We start from the raw sequence: 20,901 nt of genomic DNA on the forward strand, positions 1-20,901 counted from the left end.
ACGTATGTCTGGGCTCAAGGTCGCTGGCACTATTTGGCGGCTGTGATCGATCTGTTCGCCCGTCGCGTGGTGGGCTGGGCGTTTTCATCGAAGCCCGATGCCGACCTGGTGATCAAGGCCTTGGACATGGCCTATGAGCAGCGTGGCCGCCTTCAGAACGTTCTGTTTCACAGCGACCAAGGGAGCCAATACGGCAGCCGAAGCTTCCGTCAGCGACTGTGGCGCTATCGTTTCAAGCAAAGCATGAGCCGACGAGGAAACTGTCACGACAACGCACCGATGGAACGGTTGTTTCGCAGCTTGAAAACGGAATGGGTACCGACCGTAGGCTACATGAACGCTTCGCTGGCACAGCAGGATATCGGCCGGTTTTTGATGCAGCGCTACAACTGGCAACGGCCACATCAATTTAACAGCGGGCTGGCGCCCGCTGTGGCCGAGGAAAAACTTAACGCAGTGTCCGGGATTAGTTGACCACTACAACCTCATCCCTACTCCAAAAAGCACCGCATGCTGCAATCAGAGGCAGCCCGATCATTTTCACTGTTCAAGAGCCTTAGTATGCACATCCAATTCGATCTCAATCAGAACGACCCAGAAGTCCTGCTAAGTCACTGCCAAACCCATAGGCCGCACGGTGACGTCCGCGATGATCTACGTTTGGAGGACGCCCTGGAGTCTCTGGCGGAGGCTTTGCTAGCTGCTAACTCATTACGATGAGTTCCTGCATCGCTCAATATCACATTCAATATTTTGTAATCTGCATGAGCTAAAACTCAAATACCATAACCGATCACACTTAGCACTGTATAAATACACACACTGTTCATATAGACAGCCAATTAGCCACTCCCTTTACCGTAGTGGCAAAACAGTTGCACGCCCCTCTCCCCTGTGGCTTCATTAGCGTCGCTAACACGTCAGGGAAGGCCATTTGTAAGCGCTCGCCCTGGCAGGCAGTACGCCCTGTCCGTGCAGAGAGAAGTAATGGCTACGCAAAAAACCTTCATGGAAGAATCGACTGCGCCTGGCACCGGCGCGGGTTTCGATTACCAGTTTCATTATTTCCTTTATCGCTTATTGAACATGAAGAAAGGCCAGTCGATCGGCCTTGAGATAAAGGACGACGTGCATAGCGATCTGGATAACGATGTTCAATTGCTGTTCCAGCTCAAACACACAATCCAGACCCAGGCAGGCGGCAGTCCTATTGCCCTGACGGAACTGGACAGTGACCTGTGGAAGACGCTGCACAATTGGACGCGGGTGATTACCGATCCGAAAGATGGCCGGGAGGAGATTGCCGACCAGCTCCAGTTCGTAAAGCGGAGCGAATTCCATCTCGTTTCCAACAAGAGCGAGAGCAAGAACAACCTATTTACGCAACTATTGGTGGCTTACACGGAATACGCCTCTACTGAGAATTTGGAAGCGGTTATAGACCGTGCGAAATCATTATCGGGGTCAACCAAGGACGCCACGATCAAGGGCTACATCGACACCGTACTGGCTGTCGAGCCCATCGTTCAGCAGGAGCTTTTCAAGCGGGTCTTCTTCCAGCTTGCAGAGACCGAGGTCATCCAGAAGATCAAGGACGCCCTGGAGGAGAAATTCGTGCAGCCTGAAGACGTTGATAGCGTCTATGAACGCCTTAGCACCTTGATCCGCGATGACAACTATTTTTCAATCTTGGCAGGAACACTGACAGCGATCACGTTTGACGATTTCCGCGCTCGCTATCGCCGCGTTGTTTCACAGGCAGTCGAGAAAAGATTGAGCCGGCTGCAGTTCGAGCCTCCATTGCCCGAAGACCTGCTCGGGCAGCGCTTCATCAAACAACTGATTGCCATCGACGATATCTGCGGGGACGACAGCGAGCAGATTACGCAGCTGTCGACCCATAAGGTGCGTATGGCACGCAGTTTGGAAGTATGGGTGCACGGGGGCGAAGTGGTATCGGATGAGGTCACCGCCTTACACAAAGACGTCACGCTGCGCTGGAGCAACAAACACCGAAAGGCATTCAAAAAATGCCCTGAAAACGAGATCAATGACAAAGCCCAGGCCATCGTTGATGCCATGCGTGACGAGGTGTATCGACTGGGTGATGACGAGCTAAGCACCGAGCAATCCAATGGAGAGCTCTACATTCTGTCGGAGCAGGATGTGATCGGCTGGCATCCTGAGTGGAAAACTCTATGAACGGTGAAGTGATCGGGCTCTCCCCTGACCTGCCTCGCGCGTGGAGCGGCTACAACAATGCGGGCATCGCTGCCGTCGCAATCGGCTGTGTGCTGAATCACACTCAGAGCCTAACGTTGGCCAAGGCGCTTTTGGTGATGCCGATTGTGATGCACAGCGAGACCACTAAATTCCTGGCAAGCGAAAGAACGCGCTCCAGAGAGATCGCCTCGCTAGTCGCTATCCGTCCCGACTTTGTCACCAATTTCGACCGGCGTTACCACGCCAGCCTCGTACACTCGATTAATGGCATACAACTGCTGCATGAACTGGGCTATGCCGTCTTTGATTCGCAGCTCAGCCAACAGTCACCCTTCCAGTGCACTGCCGAATTCGGCAGGCGGGCCGTATTGATTGATAAAGCATCTTCCGAGATCGCGAATTTGCTTCACACGTCGGAAGAAGAGCTCTACCTGAATCTTAGGATACAACTGTGAAATTTGGCATCGACACCATCCGGCTCTGGTCGCATCACGGCGAGACACGCAGCGTAGATTTCGATCGAGGACGAATCAATGTGCTTAGTGGCCGCAGCAACCGAGGCAAGACTTCGTTACTACACATCATTGACTACTGCCTGCTTTCCAGCAGCCACAACATTCCTCATGATGTCATCAACGACACGGTTGCCTGGTATGGCATCAAGCTCTACATAAACGACAAAGAATTCGCGATTGCACGTAAGAGCCCGCATGCTCAAACCGTGTCGGACGCGCTCTACTTTTCAAGCATTGGCGTACTGCCGGATCAGCCGTTTGCCAACGCTACCAGCGATGATATCAAAGCGATCTTGCAGGCCGAATTCAGCCTGGACAGCAGTGTCGTGCTCTATGGCGGCCGAGGCGTGCGCTACGGCACACAGGTATCGTTCCGCTACTTCCTGCTATTCAACACCATATCCGACGACATCATCACCAACACCGCTGCCTACTTCGACCATCAACAAGAAGACCGATATCGCGTTGCGCTGCCTCGTGTTCTGGATCTGGGCTTGGGCATCGACAGCCTTGAAAACATTGCTCAACGTGAACGGCGCGATGATCTCAAACGCATGATCGAGAAGCTTGAGAAGAAGAAGGTTGTCATCAGTAGTGGTCGACATCTCTTTGAAAGCGAGGCTCGCAAGCTTGCGGCAACGGCAGCTGAGTACGGCCTGATCGAGAAAGTGCCAAATGTCGTCACCATCGATTTTCTGAAAGGGATCGTCAAGGATGTGCCCACCCCGAATGCTTCGGGCGAAGATGCCAAGCGCCTCTCCAATGCACGATCGAAAATGTTTGAGATCAACCGGCGCGTGCGCAGGCTTCGCGAATTCTCTGACGAACACAAGCAATACAAGTCGGCGCTCAAGGTTACCCAGGACAGCCTGAAACCATTGCAGACGCTGCTTCAGCTATCCTCCGAGCTGCTGAAAACAGAAGTGTTTCATGACCTGATCGATAGCTTGAATGTCGACCTGCGCGTGCTCAAGGCAGCTACCGCCAATCGGCAGCCAGTCGATACTCAGGTCGCGGCCATGATGGCCGACTTAGTGGAGCAAAAAGCAGAGCAGCAACGAATCATTGACTCCCTGCCCAAGGAGCAGAAATCCTTCGAGGACACGATCCAACTGGTGAAGTTTGTCACCCGCATCGAGACCAAGCTTGAGACCTACAGCAGGGTCGAATCGGACACCCCTGAAGACTACGACGCGCAGATCAAAAATCTGAACGCTGAACTCAGCTCCATGGAAGTCACCGATGTGGCCAGTGTTCGCGACGGTACCGTTGGCCAGATCAATGATGTTTCCCTAGCTTTGCTAAGCGAGGCGGCAGCGGCGATGGACAACTATGCGTCCTTCCTGACGTCGTTCAACTACGAGGCGAAGAAACTACAGCTTCGCCGTCCTAAATCGTCATTCATAGAAAACGTGGGCAGTAGCTCCAACCACATGTTCCTGCACCTATTCATGTTCCTGGCGTTGCACGAGGTGGCCATCAGCAAAGGTGGAAAATTTGTCCCAAGTTTCCTGTTCATCGACCAGCCGAGTCGCCCTTACTACGGCGAGGAGAAGATCATGGACGAGGTGCATCTCAAGAACTCCGACCAGGCAAAGGTTAGCCAAGCGTTCGAGTTGCTTGGGAACTTCGTCACTCGGATGCGAAAGCAACATAGCACGGAGTTCCAGATGATCGTGCTTGAACACGTTCCGGTCGAGCTCTTCCAGAACGTAGCAAACGTCACCGTGCTACCGGAGTTCCGGGATAAAAATGCTCTGATTCCTGCACATTGGCGACCGACGGACAGTACGGGCCGCTAACTTGTTGCAGTGCGAAAGCCGAAAGGAAGACGGGATGGTTATGGGCGCACGCCACCTACATAGGGGGGAAACTGGGCAAGTCGACAAGGCGACTTTCGTCTCAAAGGCCGCCCCCGCGATACAGATAGATGGCCACTAGATCAACAACCAAAGCTATCACGACCACCGCAATCTCGAAGTAGATCTCCAGATCAAGCACTGCCCAGCCCTCCGGAGTGATTAGTTCTGGGAGAGGGAGCAACTTCTATTCCAGTTATCAAATGCCGCATCCAGCCATGGAGAGCGGCGCATGCTTGGAGAAATCATGAACGAAGCCACTGAAAAGCAACTCGGCCTGCTCTGGCACACTTTGGGTCTCTGCCCTACCGGTGTGTTGCCATTCCTCGTTGGAGACGAATTCAAGCGTCTGGGAAGGCTGTATAAGAAGATCGAAAATTGGGCCATTCATGGTGGTCGACGGCAAACTCGTTACCGGCCAAAACCCTACCAGCTCCGGAGAGGCAGCGAGGTCACTTCTCAAACTGCCCCCCTAGTCTTCAGATACGACTAGAAGCCCCATCCTCCGTCGGACAGTCAGAAGGCCTGGATTTCCAGGCCCTCTGACTTATTACGCACGCCTGCAGACGCTAGTCGTGCTCTGAATAGCCATCGACATAATCAGCATGGCAATCATCACACAGCGGGCCGAGCTCTACCTCTTGAGTCGCAGGACGACCGCAGATCTCACACTCAGCACCTTCAAGTCTCGCCGACCTCTGACAAGGCGGGCACATTGGGCGCTGAGAATTGAGCTCATCATCAACATGGTCGAAGTCAGAAGCATCAAACGGCTCATCGCACTCTATACAGACGTAAGTGTCGTCATCGGCGTCGCCAGGTACCTGCTGATCTGGATGCATTCCAAACATATCAACGTCCCTCCACAGAATTGCCATTCACGCGCGCAATCACCGGAGCGAAACCGCTCTCGTGAAGAGCCTGAGTGAGCAGCTCGCTACCGAAGACTGTCCTGTTGCCAACGTGATGAACCTGCATGGACATAATTCCGTAGCATTTCTGAATCAGGCGCTTGGAGTTAGTATGCCCGCCGTCGATCGATAGCAAGGCGCACTGCACCGCTCCGAAGTAGTCACGCTTCAGGAAGCAGAACTCGGCCAAGACCGCCATCGCATCTGGAACCTTGTTCTCGTAAGCCATGACGAGGTACTGGACGCAGCTTTTCGAGAAGTCTCCAGCAACAGTCGCCAAGAGAACACCAGCCAGATACTGTGAGTACACGTGGCCTTGGTCGGCAAGCTTTCGGATTTCCGACAGGTTTTCCGGAGTCGTCCACACTGGATAGTGGGTGAAGTTCTCCCGCATATCCACATGCTCTTCATGAGTCATCTGCATAGGTTCAAGATGACCAATCTGGTCGAAAAGCCTCTCAAATCGGGTAATCATCGAACGTTGTGCTGCGTCGATGATCTCCGAGTAGGAGCGCCCTGCATGCTCCTGGGAGTAGCTCTCGAAAGCTTGATTGAGCTTTTGACCAGGCCGGCGGGAAGCCTTGGCCTCCTCTCGGATCTTCGCGATCGTCGTTTTCTTGCCAGAGGCTAGCTTGACAGGTATCAAGCCATTTTCGACCACCTTGCACATTTCCGTGAATGCACACCGGGCACGACTATCGAGCTCTAGATCGAGTTGAGTGAGGGGTACGTGTACTTGAGCCTTCTTCCGCTCTTCGCGAGTTTCGAGAGGCGGCGAACCTTCCGCCGGGACTTCAGCGAAATCTTTCGAATCGAAGACAGTGCGGTCTACCTCAAGGGCATAGCTCTGCTTGAAGATGGTGAGGGTATAGCGTTCATTTGGCATAGGACTCTCTTCCTAGCCAGGCATCGTTTCGGTGTGCCACACCACCAGCATGTGCCTGGCGGAGTTAGAGCTATGACGGATAATCTAGGTGGATTTCCACAAATCACGCTGCCTTTGCTTCCCATGTTGTGGCCCATGGAGTAGGGGCTAACCTGGCGCACAAGCTAATGCGAGCAATGCAACCTGTCAACTGCCAAATCTCAGACTGCGCTGGGCTCGTAGCTGCGTTGCCCCTGTAGTGGCCAATTAATCCCGGACACTGCGTTAAGTTTTTCCTCGACCACAGCGGGCGCCAGCCCGCTGTTGAACTGATGTGGCCTTTGCCACTTATAGCGCTGCATAAAAAACCGGCCAATATCCTGATGTGCCAGCGAAGCGCTCATGTAGCCTACAGTCGGTACCCTGTTTTCAAGCTGCGACAACCGTTCCATCGGCGCATTGTCGTGGCAGCTTCCGCGCCGGCTCATGCTCTGTTTGAGGCGATAACGCCACAGCCGCTGGCGGAAGCTTCGGCTGCCGTATTGGCTTCCTAGGTCGCTGTGAAATAAGACGTTCCGAGGCCTGCCGCGCTGCTCATAAGCCATGCCCAAAGCCTTGATAACCAGGTCGCTGTCTGGTTTCGATGAGAATGCCCAGCCCACCACGCGACGGGCAAACAGATCGATCACAGCTGCCAAATAGTGCCAACGACCTTGAGCCCAGACATACGTGATGTCCCCACACCAAACTTCATTCGGCACCGACACGGTGAACGCCCGATCTAGCACGTTCGGGATATCTGGCCGCTCCACCGTCGCCTTTTTGTAGGCATGTGAGCCGAGTTGCTTGCTGATCAGCTTCATCTCGTTCATCAGCTTGCGCACCTTGAATCGGCCAATCGCTATGCCGTCCTCGCACATCATGAGCATGATGCTTCGGCTGCCCGCCGCGCTGCGGCTTTGGGTAAACAGTTCGTTGACCCGACTGCGCGACATCAGCCGTTTGACGTCTGGAGATCGGAGCTTGCGGCAGCGCTCGTAATAGCAGGGTCGGATGACTTCAAATACCGAGCACAACAGATCAACAGGCTCTTGAGCACCGATTTGATCAATTAACGCGAACGCTCGTGTTCCTCGGCCATAAAGAGCGTGGTGGCCTTTTTTAATATACTTTTTTCCCGCTCCAGACGATTGATCCGAGCTTCCAGCTACTGGATTTTCTGCTGTTCGGGCGTCAGCGCTTGACTAGTCGGAGTCACACCATTTCGCTCTTCTGGAGCTGGTTGCCTCATCGGCGCAGAGCCGACTCAACCAGTCCGAGCGAACGGGCGGCGCCGATGTGGCTGTAGCCTTGGTCGAGCACCAGGCTGGCAACCTCGCGCTTGAATTCTGGAGTAAAGGTACGGCGTTGCTTGGTCATCAGACACCTCTCTTGGCGAGCATTCTCGCCTAAATGGGTGTCCGGTTTCAGTAGACCACTACACTTGGACACGACGACAAGCGAATTACTGAAACTGTTTACAGAAGAATTGGAGAAATCGTAAAACCAACACGATAAATCCAAAAATAAAAAAGAAGTTCGCCAAGGCGAACTTCTTCTAGAGCCTAAGAACCAGCAGCCTTATGACTACCTGAGTTCCAGCCCCAAGCTTCTATAGGCGATCCTCTCCATACTCGGAAGAAGAGTTATGGCTGCCGAGTTTGCGTCAGAAAACTGCTCATATATAACACTCGAAGTACCACCATGAGCTATTGAACACCGCAACTTATAAAACCGAAGCACGGCCTTACGCCAAATTTCTCTATGCCCGTACAAGTCCCTATCATCGCTAGCGCTTTTATCCAAAGCCTTAATATATTTATTGCCTGCCGTCAGAAGATCTTCGATGGCGACATTAAAAGCCAAAAATTGAGCTTGCATAGATAGTGACTCGGCAAGCGTTATTAGCTGCTGAACTTCACTGGAAACACTTTTCTGCGCAATGGTCAGCGCAGTCTTTGCGTCAAAGTGAAATGAGTCATTAAGTATGCTTTGGATATTTGACAGATATGCGTTTTCCAAGATCCTATAAAACGAGAGGCAACGCCACTTTGGATTAGTCTCCGAAACAGCTTCAAATATAAGCCTCGCTTGTGTTGGAGAGTATCTATTTACATCTCCACTTAAAGTAATTCCCGATACTGATCCCATCAAACCATTTACAGCACGCACTCCTGCCAATTCAACATGAGGAATCGAAAAAAGTGCACAAATCAAACGTCGAAATGACTCAGCAACAATTGATGCCGGAAAGGCAACCAGTACTTTCCCCGAGAGAAATGGCCGCCACCCTGCGTAACAAGGGCCTTCATCTTCGATCCACGTACCCTGAAGTGGAGAGTCGCTATCGAGTAGCGACCAGAAAATAAGATTCTCCAAGCCAGTAACAGGCTCTATCAAACGATCAGACCCGACAAAACCAATCAAAACAGGTAAGTTCGAATCTGCTACAATGAGTTCAAGAAACTTCTCTTGAACTGAGCCACCCTGTTCGAATATCTCAATCCGATAGTCATTAATCCTTTCTAAGGACTGCAATGCAGCAGCACGACTCTCATCACTTGACAAAAGCCCATCTAGCACTGCTGAAGCGTCTTCACCAAGAGCCAAGAAGTCGGCCGCGGAGGCCCCTTCGTCCAAGCCAACGCTCTCTCGCATCATCTGAGTTAGCACGACCATAATTAATTCCTTGCCGCGCCAATCTTCCAACACTCAGACATATGCGTTTCAGCAGCACCTCTTATAAATTCCTTAAATGCGCTGTAGACCATGTCGCGGGTAGCAGCACCAACGTTGGACTTGCCGGCATCAATTCCCTGCCGCAGATTTTCGTACACTTCTAGAGCCAAAGCATTACCCGACTCCACACGCGCCTGATCAAGCAACTGATTCAAGGCAGGCCAAACTCTATCCGCCAATGAAGCATTACGCTCCATCGCTCCTACAGCCGCTGAGAGGCCGAGAAGTACCGTTTCGTTCCCTAGAAACTGAATATTCTCATCGCCCAATGCCAAATCCAGCTCGACCATCCAAGTCACAAGCTGATTAAATCCATCTTCCCCCACTGCTCTTGGCGCAGTGCTATCTGAGATGTTGTACCCCAATACCTCGATCGCAGATTCTGCCAGGAGCTCCTCCATGACAGCGTTTCGCAAATCCAAATTCGGTTGGCCCTGGAGCCAAGCTTGGAATGCTTGGGCCAACTTCGCCAACTGAAATTGTCCTGGCTGTACCCTACGACGACCTTCACCATTTCGGAATATGGTAAGATCTCGAACACTTTGCAAGTCATCTACAAGCTTAGAACTGAGAACTTCAACCTGGTGCTTAACAGACATCGGACGCTGACCAGCATTCAACAGTAACATCCGGTAAGCAATCGCCCCGAAAGGTATATTAAGCTAGATCTCCAAACGAATTTCTCGCGCTAGAAATACTTCTTTTTGCTCGCCCTCCAAACCAATTGCCGTTTGACGTATTGCATTAGTTCGCTGCAAACCATCAATTATATAAACATCTTCCGCAGCGAGACCACTCAAAATAAACGAGAGCTCATTCATTCCGCCTACACGCAGGAACCTCTCAGCCCCTCCCTGCAATTCGGTAGACACTGCAAGCACAATGGGAGGAAGCACACACCCCCTTTTTAGATCGCTCCTCAGAGTGGCATATGCCTTAGCACCTTTTATTATTGAGCGCTGTATCTGGAGGTTACCTTCCGACCCTTCCGTCATATTCAAAAAATGATCGTAAGTACATTTCGCAGTTACACAATATGAATTTAGTCGATCATCCTTATCTAACATGTACGCAGTAATTGCCACCTCATCCTCCTCCCTAATAGTAACCGCTCCACACAAATTCTATCTATATATCAACGAACCAGGCAACAATTGCAATTAACGTGAAGCACAGTACTCACCCTAGAGGGCGAGCATGGAAAACCGTGTCCGGCCGGCTCAGCTAGCTTTCCGCAAGCACCCAATGGCAGGCGCATAGCCAGCACAATCTTACACGGAACGAACAGGAGCCTAGACGTTTTGGGCCTGATTCGGAGGGGCGGAATTGGGAGATTGCGGAAATGATCGGAAAAATGCGGAAACGATGGGGGTGTAGGCAGGGCAAATTTCGCTGCCCTAGAAACGCAAAAAGCCCTGAATAATCAGGGCTTTGAATATGGCGGAAGCGTAGAGATTCGAACTCTAGGATAGTTGCCCATCGACGGTTTTCAAGACCGATACGAAGACTCAAGCCCGCTGCACCTTTGCCCCGGATTTCAGTTCCAAAACTTTCGCCTTACCGACCGGCTACAGGCCGCATTCTACCACGGTATGCGTCTTCAGTTTTGGAACTGTTTTTCCCCCTCCTCCGGCGTCCTGCCGACCGAACACGACCCCCTCTCACCTACAGCTCGTCACCCTGAGCTGGCCAGAATTACCCCGCCTCGATTACTGTATATCCAAACAGCACTGGTAAACCGCACCGTGATCATCGAAGACGACAGCTTCGCGCTGGGCATGCCCACGCCTGTTCAAATGTTGCGCCAGCATGCGCGCCTGGTCGAAGCCGAGTGCGAGCAGTTGCGGCATGAGCTAGACCGGGCCCGGGACAACATCGAGAAGCTGGTGGCCATCCACCAAGCGCAGGCCGCCGAGATCACCAAGCTGAACGCCAGGATCGAGCGCATGACCTGGGAGCTGTCCGATGCCCTGGTAGAAAACACCGAGCTGAAGAATCGACATATTGGGGGCTGCCCTGCCACCTGGGGAGCAATGCCGCCGAAGGGTTAACGCTCAGTGCAGCGTGCGCGCAGGTCCGCCAAGCGACCGCAGCTGATACTCAGTGACAGCCTGATAGAGTGATTCGGCCTCCAGGCGCAGGCGTTCGATTTCTGCCGCTGGTTCGCCGGCGTCCTGGGCAGCTTGGTAGCGCCGCTGCGCATCGATGGCCTGCTGAATCAGCGGCTCGCCAGCCTCAACAACTCCCGTCAGGGTCTTCTTCACGCTACTGCTCCGCCTGCTTGATCAGCGCAGTATAGGACGCCTCGCACGCAAGCCCTGCTATTCGGGCTCGGTCATACGCTTTCGCCAGCTCTCCCGCTCGATCATCAGCCCGTGCGAGCAGGTCGGAGAGCACCATGGCGGCGCGGGTGGCTGCCTGGCCTCGGGCGGTAGCGGCGGAATCTGCGGCGCACTTGCCCGCGGTGGTGGCATATCGGGCAGCCTTGTCGCGCATCCGCTGGCCAGCAGCATCAGCGCCAGCGCCATCAACAGCTGCAGTGTGTTCTTGTTCCCGGGCATTTGCTCTCGCCTCCTCCTGTGCCGCTGCGCGGCGTTGCTCTTCACTGCGGGCCCTGGCCTCTTCCTCCGCCCAGGCCTGCTGATCACCTGCATCACGGACAGCCCAGCGCGCTTGCCACTCGGCATCCATGGTCGAGCGGCCGTGCTCGTAGGTGCCCCAGAACGACCAGGCCACTAGCGCCAGCGATACCGCCGCGCCGATCGTGCGCCAGCTGATCACGCCAGCACCTTCAGCGCGCGGTCATACAGGGCCTTTCGCTCAGCGGCGCCGTGCGGTATCCGGCCAGGCTTGCCGGTGTTGATCACGCTGCCGATATCCTGGAAGCGGCCGGCGTCTGCCAGCTCATTTAAGCCGTGGGTCGACCACCACCAGGCGGCGGACAGGGCGGCGTGCTCGGGCTGCTCGAGCAGCTCGGGGTTGTCCTCCAGCGGCAGGGCCAGGCCGGCGCCGGCGGCGACGTAGTTCGACCGGCCGGTGAGCTGGATCAGCCCACGTCCACGGTACAGCCAGCCGTCCCCCGGCCGGGTGTTGCCCATGCGCCCGCTGTACACAATGTTGGCGATCTTCTCCGGCTGCCGCGCGCAGGCGGCCGCGGACACTGGAGTGAACCGGCTGGGCCAGGTGCGCACCAGCGCCTCGGCGCTGTAGTTCAGGTTCTCCACCAGGTTGCGCAACTGGCCCGACTCATGGCCGACCTGGGCCAGGAACGCCGCAACGCGCACCGGGCTGTCGATCTTGTGGCGCGCCATGGCCCGGTTCAGTGCAGGCAAAAAAATGCCCGCGACTGGGCGGGCGTTCGGGAGGATCTGCAGCAACTGCTGCTCGGTCAAAGGGGGCATGAGTTTCTCCTAATTGAACCAGCGGCCGATGGCATGGCAGTGCACGGTGGCCACGGACGTACTGATGAAGCTGTTGGTGCCGCCGGCGGTGCGCCACAGGCGTGGCACACACTGAACGGTGTTGATAGAGGCGGCCATCGCGGGACCGAACTCGGCAAACGTTACTGGCGCTGAGTCTGCTGACGAGCCCTGAATCGGAGTGGCGGTGACCTTTGGCGCTGCCGAAAAGGCGGCAGGAAATGGCCAGGTCTTGAGCAATGTGGTGGCCGAACCGAACTCGAGCACAACCGCTGCAGTGCAAATGAGGGTGCCGTTGGCAAACTTCACGTACTCGCCGTTCGCGTTGGCGCCGGACTCGATGATCGCGCCAGTGGGCACGCCTGCTGCCTGCGAGACGGTACCGACGATATCCGCCACCGCCGCCGTCTTCAGGCCGAGGCCATTCCGACCACCCGCCGGCGTCGTTCCGCCCGTCCCGCCTTTGGCCACCGGCACCACGTTCTCTGTCGACACGGCGCCCAGCGAGGAAAGCGCCACGCCCCACTGGTCAATGATCTGGTGCATCCGATCGGCTGCAGCCTTGGGCCACCCTTGAATCGGCACCAGGGCGTAGGCGCCTGCGGAAACACTCGAACCCAGATACCCGGGCTCGATGCTCAGCGACGTCGGGCTGATGATGTTCGTGACCTCGTACTGCCGGCCGTCCGGCCCGACCCAGGCGTCACCGACCCGGCCATTCAAGGTGAACGCCGTGCCGGTACCGGTGACCGTCTTCTGGCCAGCCGTTACGGCCACTGTTCCTGCTCTGCTCCAGGGCATGCTTTTCTCCAGGCAAAAATAAACCCGCTCGATGGCGGGTGCGCTGACGCTCTGACTGTTACTGCGGGAGCGGGTAGCGTTCCTTGATGGCGGCGACCGCGGCGGTCCAGGCGCTGTAATCGGGCTCAGTGCCGGCAGCCAGCGCGTCATATTCAGCCTCGAACTTCAGGCGATCGCTCTCGGCGGTATAGGCCGCACGCCGGGACGCCAGCGCCGCGTCGCGCTCTGCCTGGCGGGCCTCATTGGCTTTCTGCTCTGCGGTTTTGACCTTGCTGAAGTCGATCATGCATCGGTCTCCTCTGTTGCTTCCGCCACGGCTGGCTTGGGGTCTTGGTCGGTCGGCAGCGCAATCGGACCGTCCGGGGCCCCGACAATGTCCGCGGGGAAGCGCGATCGCTCCCCGGCTTCGGCACCGTGCGGCATGGTGATCGGAATGACCAACACGCCGTTGATACGCTCCACCGGCTGGTTGATCCATGGGCAACCAATGGCCTCGGCCGGGAGCGTGGCGCCATCTGGCAGCGGGCCGAAGTCATAGGCCAGGCCATTGATGGTCAGCACGTCACCCAGTTTGTGAATGATCAGAGAGGCGTCCGAGTTGATCGGTATCAGTTTCAGTCTCATGCGTACCACCTGCCTTGGGCTGTCATTACGAAGTCTGCTGTGATGGTCCTGGAAGTCATGGACATGACCAGGCCCTGATAGGTTGTCGCGGTCACCGCATTGGGCTGGGTGGAAACCGTCTGCGCCCGCGCGCTGAATGTGAACTGAGGCGGCGCGATGAAGGCCGCCGGGAAGCCGAACGTCGGCGTGGCTCCGATGAATAGCCCGTCCTGGGCGAAAGTGATCGCTTGGGAGAAGTTCAGCGTTGCCGAACAGATCATCGTGCCGTCGGCAAATTTCGTGTAGCGGCCCGAGGCGTTGGAGCCGCGCTCGATGATCGCGCCCGTCGATACCCCGCCCGATTGGGAAACCGTGCCCACCGCATTTGCCGTGGCGGCCGTCCCCAGCCCCAACCCGGCGCGACCAGCTGCAGCTGTGTTGCCGCCGGTGCCGCCTTGGGCAACGCTGAGCGCGGTGGTCAGGCCCAGGAGTGCCGTGATGTCGGAGTTCTGGCCCCGGGTCGCGGCAGCAATGTTTACTCTTAGCGTCGCCGCATCAGCAGCACCACCAAACAAAACCAGCGTTGCGCCGTACTGCTCGACGATCTGGCGCAGCCGATCAGCTGACTCCTTCACGTACCCCTGCATCGGCGCAAGGCCATACGTGCCGGCCGCGACAGTCGCCCCCAGGTAAGCGGGCAGAATGGTGAGCACCGTGCCGCTGGCAATGTTGGTCACTTCGTACCAGCGGCCGTCAGGCCCCTGGAAAGCATCACCCACTCGGGCGTTTGCCGAGAAGGCGGTGCCGGTACCGGTCACCGTGTTCTGGCCGGCCGTGATGGCGACCGTGCCTGTTCTGTACCATGGCATATGGATTTCCTTTAGATCGGCTTCATCGGCCGCGCTGCAAACAGCGTCCGGCCGTTGGCGGTAAGTGGGTTGATGCCTGAGCCGTTATCGACATACATCTGGAGCATTCCCCTGTTACCGGGCCAGAAGCCCCCGAAGTTCGCTCGTATCGGCTGAGTGGTTTGCACGATGTTCGTGCAGGAGAACAGGGCATTGGCCAACACGTAGTCGTCATAGCTGCCGGTCCAGGGCATCTGCTGGCTTGGCGAGTAGCTGCCGGAGCCGCTGATGGGGTCGCCCGCCTGTACAAACATGTTGGTGGCCGGCTGGCTGTTCAGCGAAGTGATGTTGGCCGACGTGACGAACAGTCGCACGCCGTTTGCGTCACGTATCGAAGCCCCGTATGGATCGACTGGCGAGGCGTCAACCATATAGCTCGAGCAGAACCACTTGATGGTCATGAACTGCTGCCAGGCGCTCCCGTGCAAGGGGTGTGGCCAGGCCTTCAGCCTGAACCCCGTCCAGTTCCCCGGACCACCCTTTACCGAGAAGTTGCCGACCATCATGTAGTCAGCCGCATTCAAGAAGACCAACGGCCTTTCAGATGTGGTGATCGGCGCCGGGAAGTTGATGTCCGCCCACTGGATGAACTGCGCCTGCTGGCCGGGTATCACCTGCTGGCCGAACTGGAAGCTGCCACTGTGGCGAACAGTCAGCACGCGGTTCACCGAGTCAATCTGGGTTCGAATGTTGTTGTTCCTGGTCCGAATGCCGTAGGTGTCATTTGCGCTGAACGGCTCCCCGCCCTGCGACAAGATCATCACCTGCCAGGTATTGGTGAGCGGCTGCCTCAGCTGAAGGGTGCCGGCCGAGTACCAGGCGGCAGGGGAATAGGTGTATTCCCCTTGGTCCGCCAAGGTATCGACGACGACGAACGACTGCGCCTGGATCTCGGGAATCGAGATGTACTGATCGAAGCTGCCGTCACCGGTGACCGTCATCATCTTCAGCGAGCGTATCGGCGTCACCGACGTGTCGAGCGTTACTACACCGGGCGCATCCCTCGTTCGAAGTCCGTAAAGATCCATCAATTCACTCCCACATTCCGGATTTGGCGATGTAGTTCAGGTTGTAAACATACGGACCGCTCAGCCTCCCCACGGCAACACGTTCAGTGCCTGCCGCGTCATAGACGTAAAGGCCACCGTTGTTCAGCAGCGTCGAGCCGTTGGCATCCTGCCCACGAAGCACGAATGTGCCCGCAGCGAAGTTGATCTCCAGCAACGGCAGGCCCTGCGAGTTGAGCGCTGCTGAACGGATCGACATGCCCGCGACAAGCTCCTTGATGAACGCGGTATTGATCAGCGCGGTATTGATGAGCATCTTCCCGTCCTGCACCACCACGGGCACAGTAATTTGCCCCGAAGACTCATCAACAATTGCCCAGCGTTGGGCAAAGTTGAGTATTTCGCTCGTCTCTCCGTCACTTCCAAGCGCTAGCCCCGCCTGCACCTTTCGGCCGCCAGCGATGGTTTGCGCCTTGATGGTCACCTGGGCGCTCACTTTCCCATCCAGGTTCACCACAGCCTGGCTGACTTGCTGAACCGAAGCGCTGGTCTCGCCGATCGAGGCCTCGAGCGTCTCGGACTTCCGGGCCAGGGCCTGATCGGCATCCGCCAGGATGCGAACATCGCTTGAGAACTTGGCCTGCGACTGCCAAGCATCCATTGCGCTCAACAGGTCACCCTCCCCCGTATCGTCCCGGCCGGCGGTGTAAACCGCCTCGACAGAGGTTCGCATCGAAGCTACGGCCTGGTCGGTTGTCACTTGCGCCTCGGACACCTCCTGAATATCCGCCGCGTTGTCGTCGACCTCCGCCTTCAGTTGATCCAGGCGCGTGGCCGTGGCCTCGCTCTGGGTGGCCACCGCCTTTTCCAGGGTGGAAAGCCCGGCCGCGTTCTGCCCGACCTTGGCGTCAATCGCGATGAAGCGCTCAGCGGATGCCTGCTGCTCAGTTGCAAACACCTTGCGCTGCTCACTGATACCGGCCTGGGCGTCCCAGGCTGCGTTGGCGTCCGACATGCCGCCATCGTCGTCAACGTCAGCGCGCCAAGCTGCCTGCAGCGATTGCAGGCTTGTTGCCTGGGCGGTGACCACGCCGTCCAGTTCGGTAATGTCGGCCGTATTCTGTTCTACCTGCGCAGCAAGCCCATTGGCGCTCTGCACCACCTGCCCGATATCCAGCCAGTACAGCGGGTTCGGTGGCGCATTGGCCCCAGAGGGATCTGCCGGTACCGGTTGCTTGGCCTGGTACAGGCGCTGGCCCAGGCGAACAGCGTCATCCTGCAGGTAGGGTTTCGCCGGGTCATACTCCAGAGCGTCAACCAGGTTGCCGATCTGCTCCTGCAACTGCTCGTTGAGCTCACCCAGGCGGTCATTCACAGAGCCTGGGCCGTCGCCGGAGATCTTCTCGATCTCCTTCAACAACTCCTGCCCCAGCTCGCTCTCGGTAATCTTGCCTGCCAAGGCCTGCAAGTAGGCGCTAACGTCGTTCGACGTTGATGCAGGGACAAACAGGAACGGACTCTTCCCATAGGCATTGATTGAGCGGATGTAATAGAAGTAGTTCGTGAAGAACGCGAGGCCAGTATGAGTGAAGCTCAGGCCCTGCCCGAGGTAGACCGCGTCGCTGGAAGGTGCATTCGGGTTGGTCGTGAAGAAGTACTCATAGGTGCCGCCGTTCAAACCTGCCGATGGATTGCTCGGTATCAGCGTGATCGACTCAAGCGAGGACTGCACAGCGCAGAACTCCGGAATAGGAGGACCATTTACGCTGACATTGATGGTCGCCTCGCCTGAGCGGGCCATAGGCCCTATCGCTGCAACACTCATCGTGTAGTTGCCAGATGGCAGCCCGCTGATCTGGCAGCGATTACTCGCTGCTTGGATGGTGTGTGACTGCACAACATTCACGCCCTGGCGGACGATCACGGCATATTCCGACACGATTCCGCCGCTTGGCGCCCAGGTCAGTACTCCCTGAACGACCTCGGCACCCGTTTCCTGGACCCAGGCCAGCCCAGTTGGCGACCCCAGCCCTCCAGAAGGCAGATTGATGAAGCCAATCGGGTTGTACGGCTCGCCCACGGCGTCGTCGAAGATCGCCGCTTCATACTGCTGCACCTGGACGTTGCAACCCTCTTCGTCGCCCATGGACCAGTTGGTCACGATGAACTCACCGAGAATGTTCAGCGACGGTAGGTTCACGCGAACAACGCGCCCGGGTCGGCAGTTGTAGCCGGCGAAGTTCATCGGAATGGTGATCACTCCGCCAGCGCGGCGCCGGCGAAGCTCGATGTTCGCCAGGCGCTGGGCCAGGTACGGGTCTGTCACATAGGAGAAGGTCAGCGTTTCCGCCGCCTCGCCGCCGTCCTGCGCCACCCACTCCGCGATGCTCACCTCGGGGTAATCCGTCTCGGTCCACGACTGAGTAGGATCAATGAAGGTGCCGCGCACAGTGTTGATGGCAGCGTCGTTTGACGGCTCAGTGCTGCCGCTGATGGTGCTGATCACCATGTCCTCGGTGATCTCGAAGTCGTAAGGGCCGTAGTAGGCCCCGGCCTGGAGCATCCACCGACCGCCGACGCGGATCAGCTTGCCTGCACAGGCCGCCTCAAGCTTCTGCAGTACCCCGGATTTCTGCTCGTCGGCACCGATGACGCAGGCAGTTCTGTACCGCGCGCTTACCGAGCCGTCAGCATTGCCAACAGACTCATCGCAGACGTTCGCGGCACTGGCGAATGTCTCGAAGACAATCTCATCGTCAGGCACATTGCACCGGGCGCGCAGGTACCACAGCAGGTGCAGCGCGGTGTTGGCCGAGTAGCCGCTCATGCCGGTGCGTGGGTCGTACAGATCGTTTCGGCCGCGGACCACAAAGCGCGCGTCAGGAATGCCGGACGGAAACTTCTCGGCGCTGTACTGCAGAGAAAGCCTGACGTAGGAAAGGCCCCGCCCAATCTGGCTGTCTTTCCAGTCGGGGCAGTTGGCTTTGAGGAAGGCATTGACCTGAGTAGGGTTCACCACCAACTCATAGCTGGCGAACTGACCGTACGAGGCGATCGGCTCTTCGCCCAAGTAGATCTCCTCCAGCGCATCCACCGCACCTTCACACAGCACATACACCAGGTGCAGCCATTCCCCTTCGGTCTGGGTGCCGGACTGCTCCTGGGCCCACACCAGCACACCGCCGGTGGCAACCCGGCCAAGGATGAAGCGGACTGGGGCCTTTGAGGATCGGACGGTCTGCGCGGAGGGCTCGTTGTCCCGTAGCGGGGACTTGGTGTTCAGCTTCTCCTGCTGCTCGGCAGCGTAGAAGGCCAGGCCGGCACCGATTACTGCTCCGACAACGTTACCCTGGACAAAGCCGATTACGGCCCCTACCACTACTTGGGCGAGCTTCTTGACGCCACTGCTCATTCAACCCTCCACGCGGCCAGAGGCTCGCACACAATGCGGCAAACGCCGTCTTCGGTCGTCGACCAGTAGTCACCGGCCCAGAACACGGCCATGCTTCGGCCACCTGGTGCGTCGTACAGCACAACGTCACCGCGCTGGATAAACGCCAGCGACACCCTGGAGAAGCAGGCATCCCAGGCAGCCTCAAGGCTCCCGTGCTGCTTCTTCAGCTGACGCTTCGCGCCGGTTTCCGTCTTGTACTTGCCACGGTACTGCTCGGCTGGATCGACGCCGCAAACGGCGGCAGCGCAGTCGGCCGCAAACAGGCAGCAGTCAAATTCGCCCCATGAAAAAGGCCGCCCTTGGGCAGCCTTGATCACGTCGTTCAGACGGGTAGTCCAGTCTCGATGTCGCATCGCTAACTCCCGTAGTTAAACGCCGGCGCGTCCTTGCTGGAGCCCCAGTAGATTGGCCATTCGGACATTTGCGCAATGGCATAGAAGAACCGGTCATCCTGGTGGCGGGCCCGGTGGTTTTCATCGGTGAAACGCTCGGTACCAGTTCGGCTCCACTCGGCCATCCGGTCAACGACAGGGACCGTGATGCTGTTTCCGTCCTGGCCGTTACCGGCGAACGAGAACTTGGCGGCATCCATGCGGCCCGAGAAGAGGATGTCCGCGGCGTAGTTGCCGGCCTCATCGAAGACGATGAAGAGGACCTTGGCCGCCCTGCCCCGGCACCCGCGAATATTGGTCTCGGACAGAATGTAGGCATCCAGGCCGCTCAAGGTCAGTTCCACGGACATCGGCGAGCCCGAGTTGTCGCTCTCCTGCGACTGGCTTACCTGGCCGAAGTTGCCCACGCCCTCATAGGTCACGCCGTCAACAACAAGCTGGCCGGTACCGGTATGCGCGAAGACCATGCCGTCGGCAAAATCCAACTGCACGGCATAAACCGGCATGAACTTGCCAGTGGCGATGATGTTCACCACGCTCTGGCTAAAGGGAAATGCGGATGGCATCAGAAGGCCTCCCTGAACTGATAGGAACCATTGGCGATTACCGGGCGTACCGACATCGACCAGGTGTCGGAGGTCATGCGCATCTCGGAATATGGATTGAGGTACTCGACTGCGGCGCCGGCGGTCAGCGATTTTCGAATGCGCTTGTTCAGCATCAACGTTGCCTGGCCTTGGGCGTTCGACGACGCTGCATCGGTCACCTCGAACATCTCCCCCGCAATCGTGATGTAGTCGCCAGCGCTGAAAATGGCGGAGCTTGGCGCAGCCCCGGCGACCACCATGCTGCGCGCCTGAGCGTTGCCCGATATCACCGTCAGCGCGCCAATGCTGACCGTGCGCCTCCTGGTGAACGCCGGCATGTTGAACGTCCCAAACATCCCGTCCAGGCGCCCCAGGAACGACGACAGTTCGCGCTCCTGGGCCCTGGTCAGCAAGCCGAACGTCAAGGTGCACTGCCAGTACGCCCCGGGGTAGCCAACGATCTGCTGAGCGTTCGACAGTGTTGAAGTGAACGCCCGGCTGTTGTTGACGATGCCCCATGTCATTTCTGACGGGCACAGCGAAGCCGGCCACGTGAGAGCCATTCGGTTACTCCTTGAT

The 20,901-nt window shown here is 57.2% G+C and carries 21 protein-coding genes and 2 pseudogenes; 6 read left to right on the forward strand and 17 right to left on the reverse strand.

Features of this window, described 5'->3' with window-relative positions:
* The 4 genes from ACIOVF_RS23835 to ACIOVF_RS23850 all read left to right on the forward strand — a co-directional run.
* Window positions 1–474: IS3 family transposase (locus tag ACIOVF_RS23835; protein WP_401292880.1), on the forward strand; the 474-nt coding region annotated here is incomplete at its 5' end.
* A gap of 513 nt (window positions 475–987) precedes the next feature.
* The gene (locus tag ACIOVF_RS23840; RefSeq protein ID WP_401292882.1) at window positions 988–2,202 is read left to right on the forward strand and encodes a hypothetical protein; all 1,215 of its coding nucleotides are present in this window, start codon (window positions 988–990) and stop codon (window positions 2,200–2,202) included.
* Window positions 2,199–2,678 (forward strand): three component ABC system middle component, encoded by a 480-nt coding sequence (locus ACIOVF_RS23845; RefSeq protein WP_401292885.1) that lies wholly within the window; start codon window positions 2,199–2,201, stop codon window positions 2,676–2,678. Before ACIOVF_RS23840 ends, ACIOVF_RS23845 begins: the two co-directional genes overlap by 4 nt.
* A complete protein-coding gene (locus tag ACIOVF_RS23850) occupies window positions 2,675–4,540 on the forward strand; it encodes a DUF3732 domain-containing protein (protein ID WP_401292888.1) in 1,866 nt (621 codons plus the stop codon). The genes ACIOVF_RS23845 and ACIOVF_RS23850 overlap by 4 nt, the downstream gene beginning before the upstream one ends.
* 909 nt (window positions 4,541–5,449) lie before the next feature.
* Here ACIOVF_RS23850 and ACIOVF_RS23855 read toward each other — a convergent pair.
* Together ACIOVF_RS23855 and ACIOVF_RS23860 are read right to left on the reverse strand one after the other, a co-directional pair.
* Window positions 5,450–6,394 (reverse strand): hypothetical protein, encoded by a 945-nt coding sequence (locus ACIOVF_RS23855; protein ID WP_401292891.1) that lies wholly within the window; start codon window positions 6,392–6,394, stop codon window positions 5,450–5,452.
* 200 nt (window positions 6,395–6,594) lie between these two features.
* Window positions 6,595–7,792 (reverse strand): annotated as a pseudogene (locus ACIOVF_RS23860) (IS3 family transposase).
* A gap of 63 nt (window positions 7,793–7,855) precedes the next feature.
* Here ACIOVF_RS23860 and ACIOVF_RS23865 point away from each other — a divergent pair.
* Window positions 7,856–7,930, forward strand: a pseudogene (locus ACIOVF_RS23865) (integrase); the annotation flags it as partial.
* A 69-nt stretch (window positions 7,931–7,999) separates the two neighbouring features.
* On the opposite strand, the gene ACIOVF_RS23870 reads toward ACIOVF_RS23865, so the two are convergent.
* The 3 genes from ACIOVF_RS23870 to ACIOVF_RS23880 are packed head-to-tail and all read right to left on the reverse strand — an operon-like array spanning window position 8,000 to window position 10,236.
* On the reverse strand, window positions 8,000–9,091 hold the full coding sequence (locus ACIOVF_RS23870) for a hypothetical protein (protein WP_401292894.1): 1,092 nt from the start codon (window positions 9,089–9,091) through the stop codon (window positions 8,000–8,002).
* A 2-nt stretch (window positions 9,092–9,093) separates the two neighbouring features.
* On the reverse strand, window positions 9,094–9,771 hold the full coding sequence (locus tag ACIOVF_RS23875) for a hypothetical protein (RefSeq protein ID WP_401292897.1): 678 nt from the start codon (window positions 9,769–9,771) through the stop codon (window positions 9,094–9,096).
* Between the two features lie 42 nt (window positions 9,772–9,813).
* Entirely contained in the window at window positions 9,814–10,236 is a 423-nt protein-coding gene (locus tag ACIOVF_RS23880; protein WP_401292900.1) for a hypothetical protein, read from the reverse strand.
* A gap of 660 nt (window positions 10,237–10,896) precedes the next feature.
* Between ACIOVF_RS23880 and ACIOVF_RS23885 the strand changes: the two genes are divergently transcribed.
* A complete protein-coding gene (locus ACIOVF_RS23885; RefSeq protein ID WP_045194397.1) occupies window positions 10,897–11,202 on the forward strand; it encodes a hypothetical protein in 306 nt (101 codons plus the stop codon).
* 3 nt (window positions 11,203–11,205) lie between these two features.
* Here the strand turns inward: ACIOVF_RS23885 and ACIOVF_RS23890 are convergent, their stop codons facing one another.
* Genes ACIOVF_RS23890 through ACIOVF_RS23945 form a run of 12 tightly spaced genes read right to left on the reverse strand, consistent with a single transcriptional unit; the run spans window position 11,206 to window position 20,885 of the window.
* Entirely contained in the window at window positions 11,206–11,415 is a 210-nt protein-coding gene (locus tag ACIOVF_RS23890; RefSeq protein ID WP_123567488.1) for a hypothetical protein, read from the reverse strand.
* Window position 11,416: 1 nt separating this feature from the next.
* The gene (locus ACIOVF_RS23895; protein ID WP_123567487.1) at window positions 11,417–11,932 is read right to left on the reverse strand and encodes a DUF2514 family protein; all 516 of its coding nucleotides are present in this window, start codon (window positions 11,930–11,932) and stop codon (window positions 11,417–11,419) included.
* Window positions 11,929–12,552 carry a glycoside hydrolase family 19 protein gene (locus ACIOVF_RS23900; RefSeq protein WP_401292905.1) on the reverse strand — a complete coding sequence of 208 codons (624 nt, stop codon included), beginning with the start codon at window positions 12,550–12,552 and terminating at the stop codon, window positions 11,929–11,931. Before ACIOVF_RS23900 ends, ACIOVF_RS23895 begins: the two co-directional genes overlap by 4 nt.
* Before the next feature lie 9 nt (window positions 12,553–12,561).
* The gene (locus ACIOVF_RS23905) at window positions 12,562–13,371 is read right to left on the reverse strand and encodes a phage tail protein (protein ID WP_401292907.1); all 810 of its coding nucleotides are present in this window, start codon (window positions 13,369–13,371) and stop codon (window positions 12,562–12,564) included.
* A 58-nt stretch (window positions 13,372–13,429) separates the two neighbouring features.
* Window positions 13,430–13,657 (reverse strand): hypothetical protein, encoded by a 228-nt coding sequence (locus ACIOVF_RS23910; RefSeq protein ID WP_093382574.1) that lies wholly within the window; start codon window positions 13,655–13,657, stop codon window positions 13,430–13,432.
* Entirely contained in the window at window positions 13,654–13,995 is a 342-nt protein-coding gene (locus ACIOVF_RS23915; RefSeq protein ID WP_401292910.1) for a hypothetical protein, read from the reverse strand. The genes ACIOVF_RS23910 and ACIOVF_RS23915 overlap by 4 nt, the downstream gene beginning before the upstream one ends.
* Entirely contained in the window at window positions 13,992–14,843 is an 852-nt protein-coding gene (locus tag ACIOVF_RS23920) for a phage tail protein (protein ID WP_401292913.1), read from the reverse strand. The genes ACIOVF_RS23915 and ACIOVF_RS23920 overlap by 4 nt, the downstream gene beginning before the upstream one ends.
* Before the next feature lie 11 nt (window positions 14,844–14,854).
* Window positions 14,855–15,910, reverse strand: a complete 1,056-nt coding sequence (locus ACIOVF_RS23925; protein ID WP_401292916.1) for a hypothetical protein — start codon at window positions 15,908–15,910, stop codon at window positions 14,855–14,857.
* Between the two features lie 4 nt (window positions 15,911–15,914).
* Window positions 15,915–19,301: a DUF1983 domain-containing protein gene (locus ACIOVF_RS23930; RefSeq protein ID WP_401292918.1), complete on the reverse strand. Its 3,387-nt coding sequence runs from the start codon at window positions 19,299–19,301 to the stop codon at window positions 15,915–15,917.
* Window positions 19,298–19,696 carry a DUF6950 family protein gene (locus ACIOVF_RS23935; RefSeq protein WP_401292921.1) on the reverse strand — a complete coding sequence of 133 codons (399 nt, stop codon included), beginning with the start codon at window positions 19,694–19,696 and terminating at the stop codon, window positions 19,298–19,300. The genes ACIOVF_RS23930 and ACIOVF_RS23935 overlap by 4 nt, the downstream gene beginning before the upstream one ends.
* Window positions 19,697–19,698: 2 nt before the next feature.
* Window positions 19,699–20,301, reverse strand: a complete 603-nt coding sequence (locus ACIOVF_RS23940; RefSeq protein WP_401292924.1) for a hypothetical protein — start codon at window positions 20,299–20,301, stop codon at window positions 19,699–19,701.
* The gene (locus tag ACIOVF_RS23945) at window positions 20,301–20,885 is read right to left on the reverse strand and encodes a hypothetical protein (RefSeq protein ID WP_401292927.1); all 585 of its coding nucleotides are present in this window, start codon (window positions 20,883–20,885) and stop codon (window positions 20,301–20,303) included. Before ACIOVF_RS23945 ends, ACIOVF_RS23940 begins: the two co-directional genes overlap by 1 nt.
* Window positions 20,886–20,901: the final 16 nt, after the last annotated feature.

Origin of the sequence: Pseudomonas sp. NPDC087612 (genome assembly GCF_044743505.1) — a bacterium.
In the GTDB taxonomy this organism is placed as follows: Bacteria; Pseudomonadota; Gammaproteobacteria; order Pseudomonadales; family Pseudomonadaceae; genus Aquipseudomonas.

Bases quoted from the DNA above. Each gene is read 5' to 3' on its own strand.
- ACIOVF_RS23935 (WP_401292921.1), bottom strand. From the start codon at position 19,696: ATGCGACATCGAGACTGGACTACCCGTCTGAACGACGTGATCAAGGCT.
- ACIOVF_RS23905 (WP_401292907.1), bottom strand. From the start codon at position 13,371: ATGCCCTGGAGCAGAGCAGGAACAGTGGCCGTAACGGCTGGCCAGAAG.
- ACIOVF_RS23870 (WP_401292894.1), bottom strand. From the start codon at position 9,091: ATGGTCGTGCTAACTCAGATGATGCGAGAGAGCGTTGGCTTGGACGAA.
- ACIOVF_RS23930 (WP_401292918.1), bottom strand. From the start codon at position 19,301: ATGAGCAGTGGCGTCAAGAAGCTCGCCCAAGTAGTGGTAGGGGCCGTA.
- ACIOVF_RS23845 (WP_401292885.1), top strand. From the start codon at position 2,199: ATGAACGGTGAAGTGATCGGGCTCTCCCCTGACCTGCCTCGCGCGTGG.
- ACIOVF_RS23920 (WP_401292913.1), bottom strand. From the start codon at position 14,843: ATGCCATGGTACAGAACAGGCACGGTCGCCATCACGGCCGGCCAGAAC.
- ACIOVF_RS23900 (WP_401292905.1), bottom strand. From the start codon at position 12,552: ATGCCCCCTTTGACCGAGCAGCAGTTGCTGCAGATCCTCCCGAACGCC.
- ACIOVF_RS23925 (WP_401292916.1), bottom strand. From the start codon at position 15,910: ATGGATCTTTACGGACTTCGAACGAGGGATGCGCCCGGTGTAGTAACG.
- ACIOVF_RS23940 (WP_401292924.1), bottom strand. From the start codon at position 20,301: ATGCCATCCGCATTTCCCTTTAGCCAGAGCGTGGTGAACATCATCGCC.
- ACIOVF_RS23855 (WP_401292891.1), bottom strand. From the start codon at position 6,394: ATGCCAAATGAACGCTATACCCTCACCATCTTCAAGCAGAGCTATGCC.
- ACIOVF_RS23945 (WP_401292927.1), bottom strand. From the start codon at position 20,885: ATGGCTCTCACGTGGCCGGCTTCGCTGTGCCCGTCAGAAATGACATGG.
- ACIOVF_RS23915 (WP_401292910.1), bottom strand. From the start codon at position 13,995: ATGAGACTGAAACTGATACCGATCAACTCGGACGCCTCTCTGATCATT.
- ACIOVF_RS23840 (WP_401292882.1), top strand. From the start codon at position 988: ATGGCTACGCAAAAAACCTTCATGGAAGAATCGACTGCGCCTGGCACC.
- ACIOVF_RS23910 (WP_093382574.1), bottom strand. From the start codon at position 13,657: ATGATCGACTTCAGCAAGGTCAAAACCGCAGAGCAGAAAGCCAATGAG.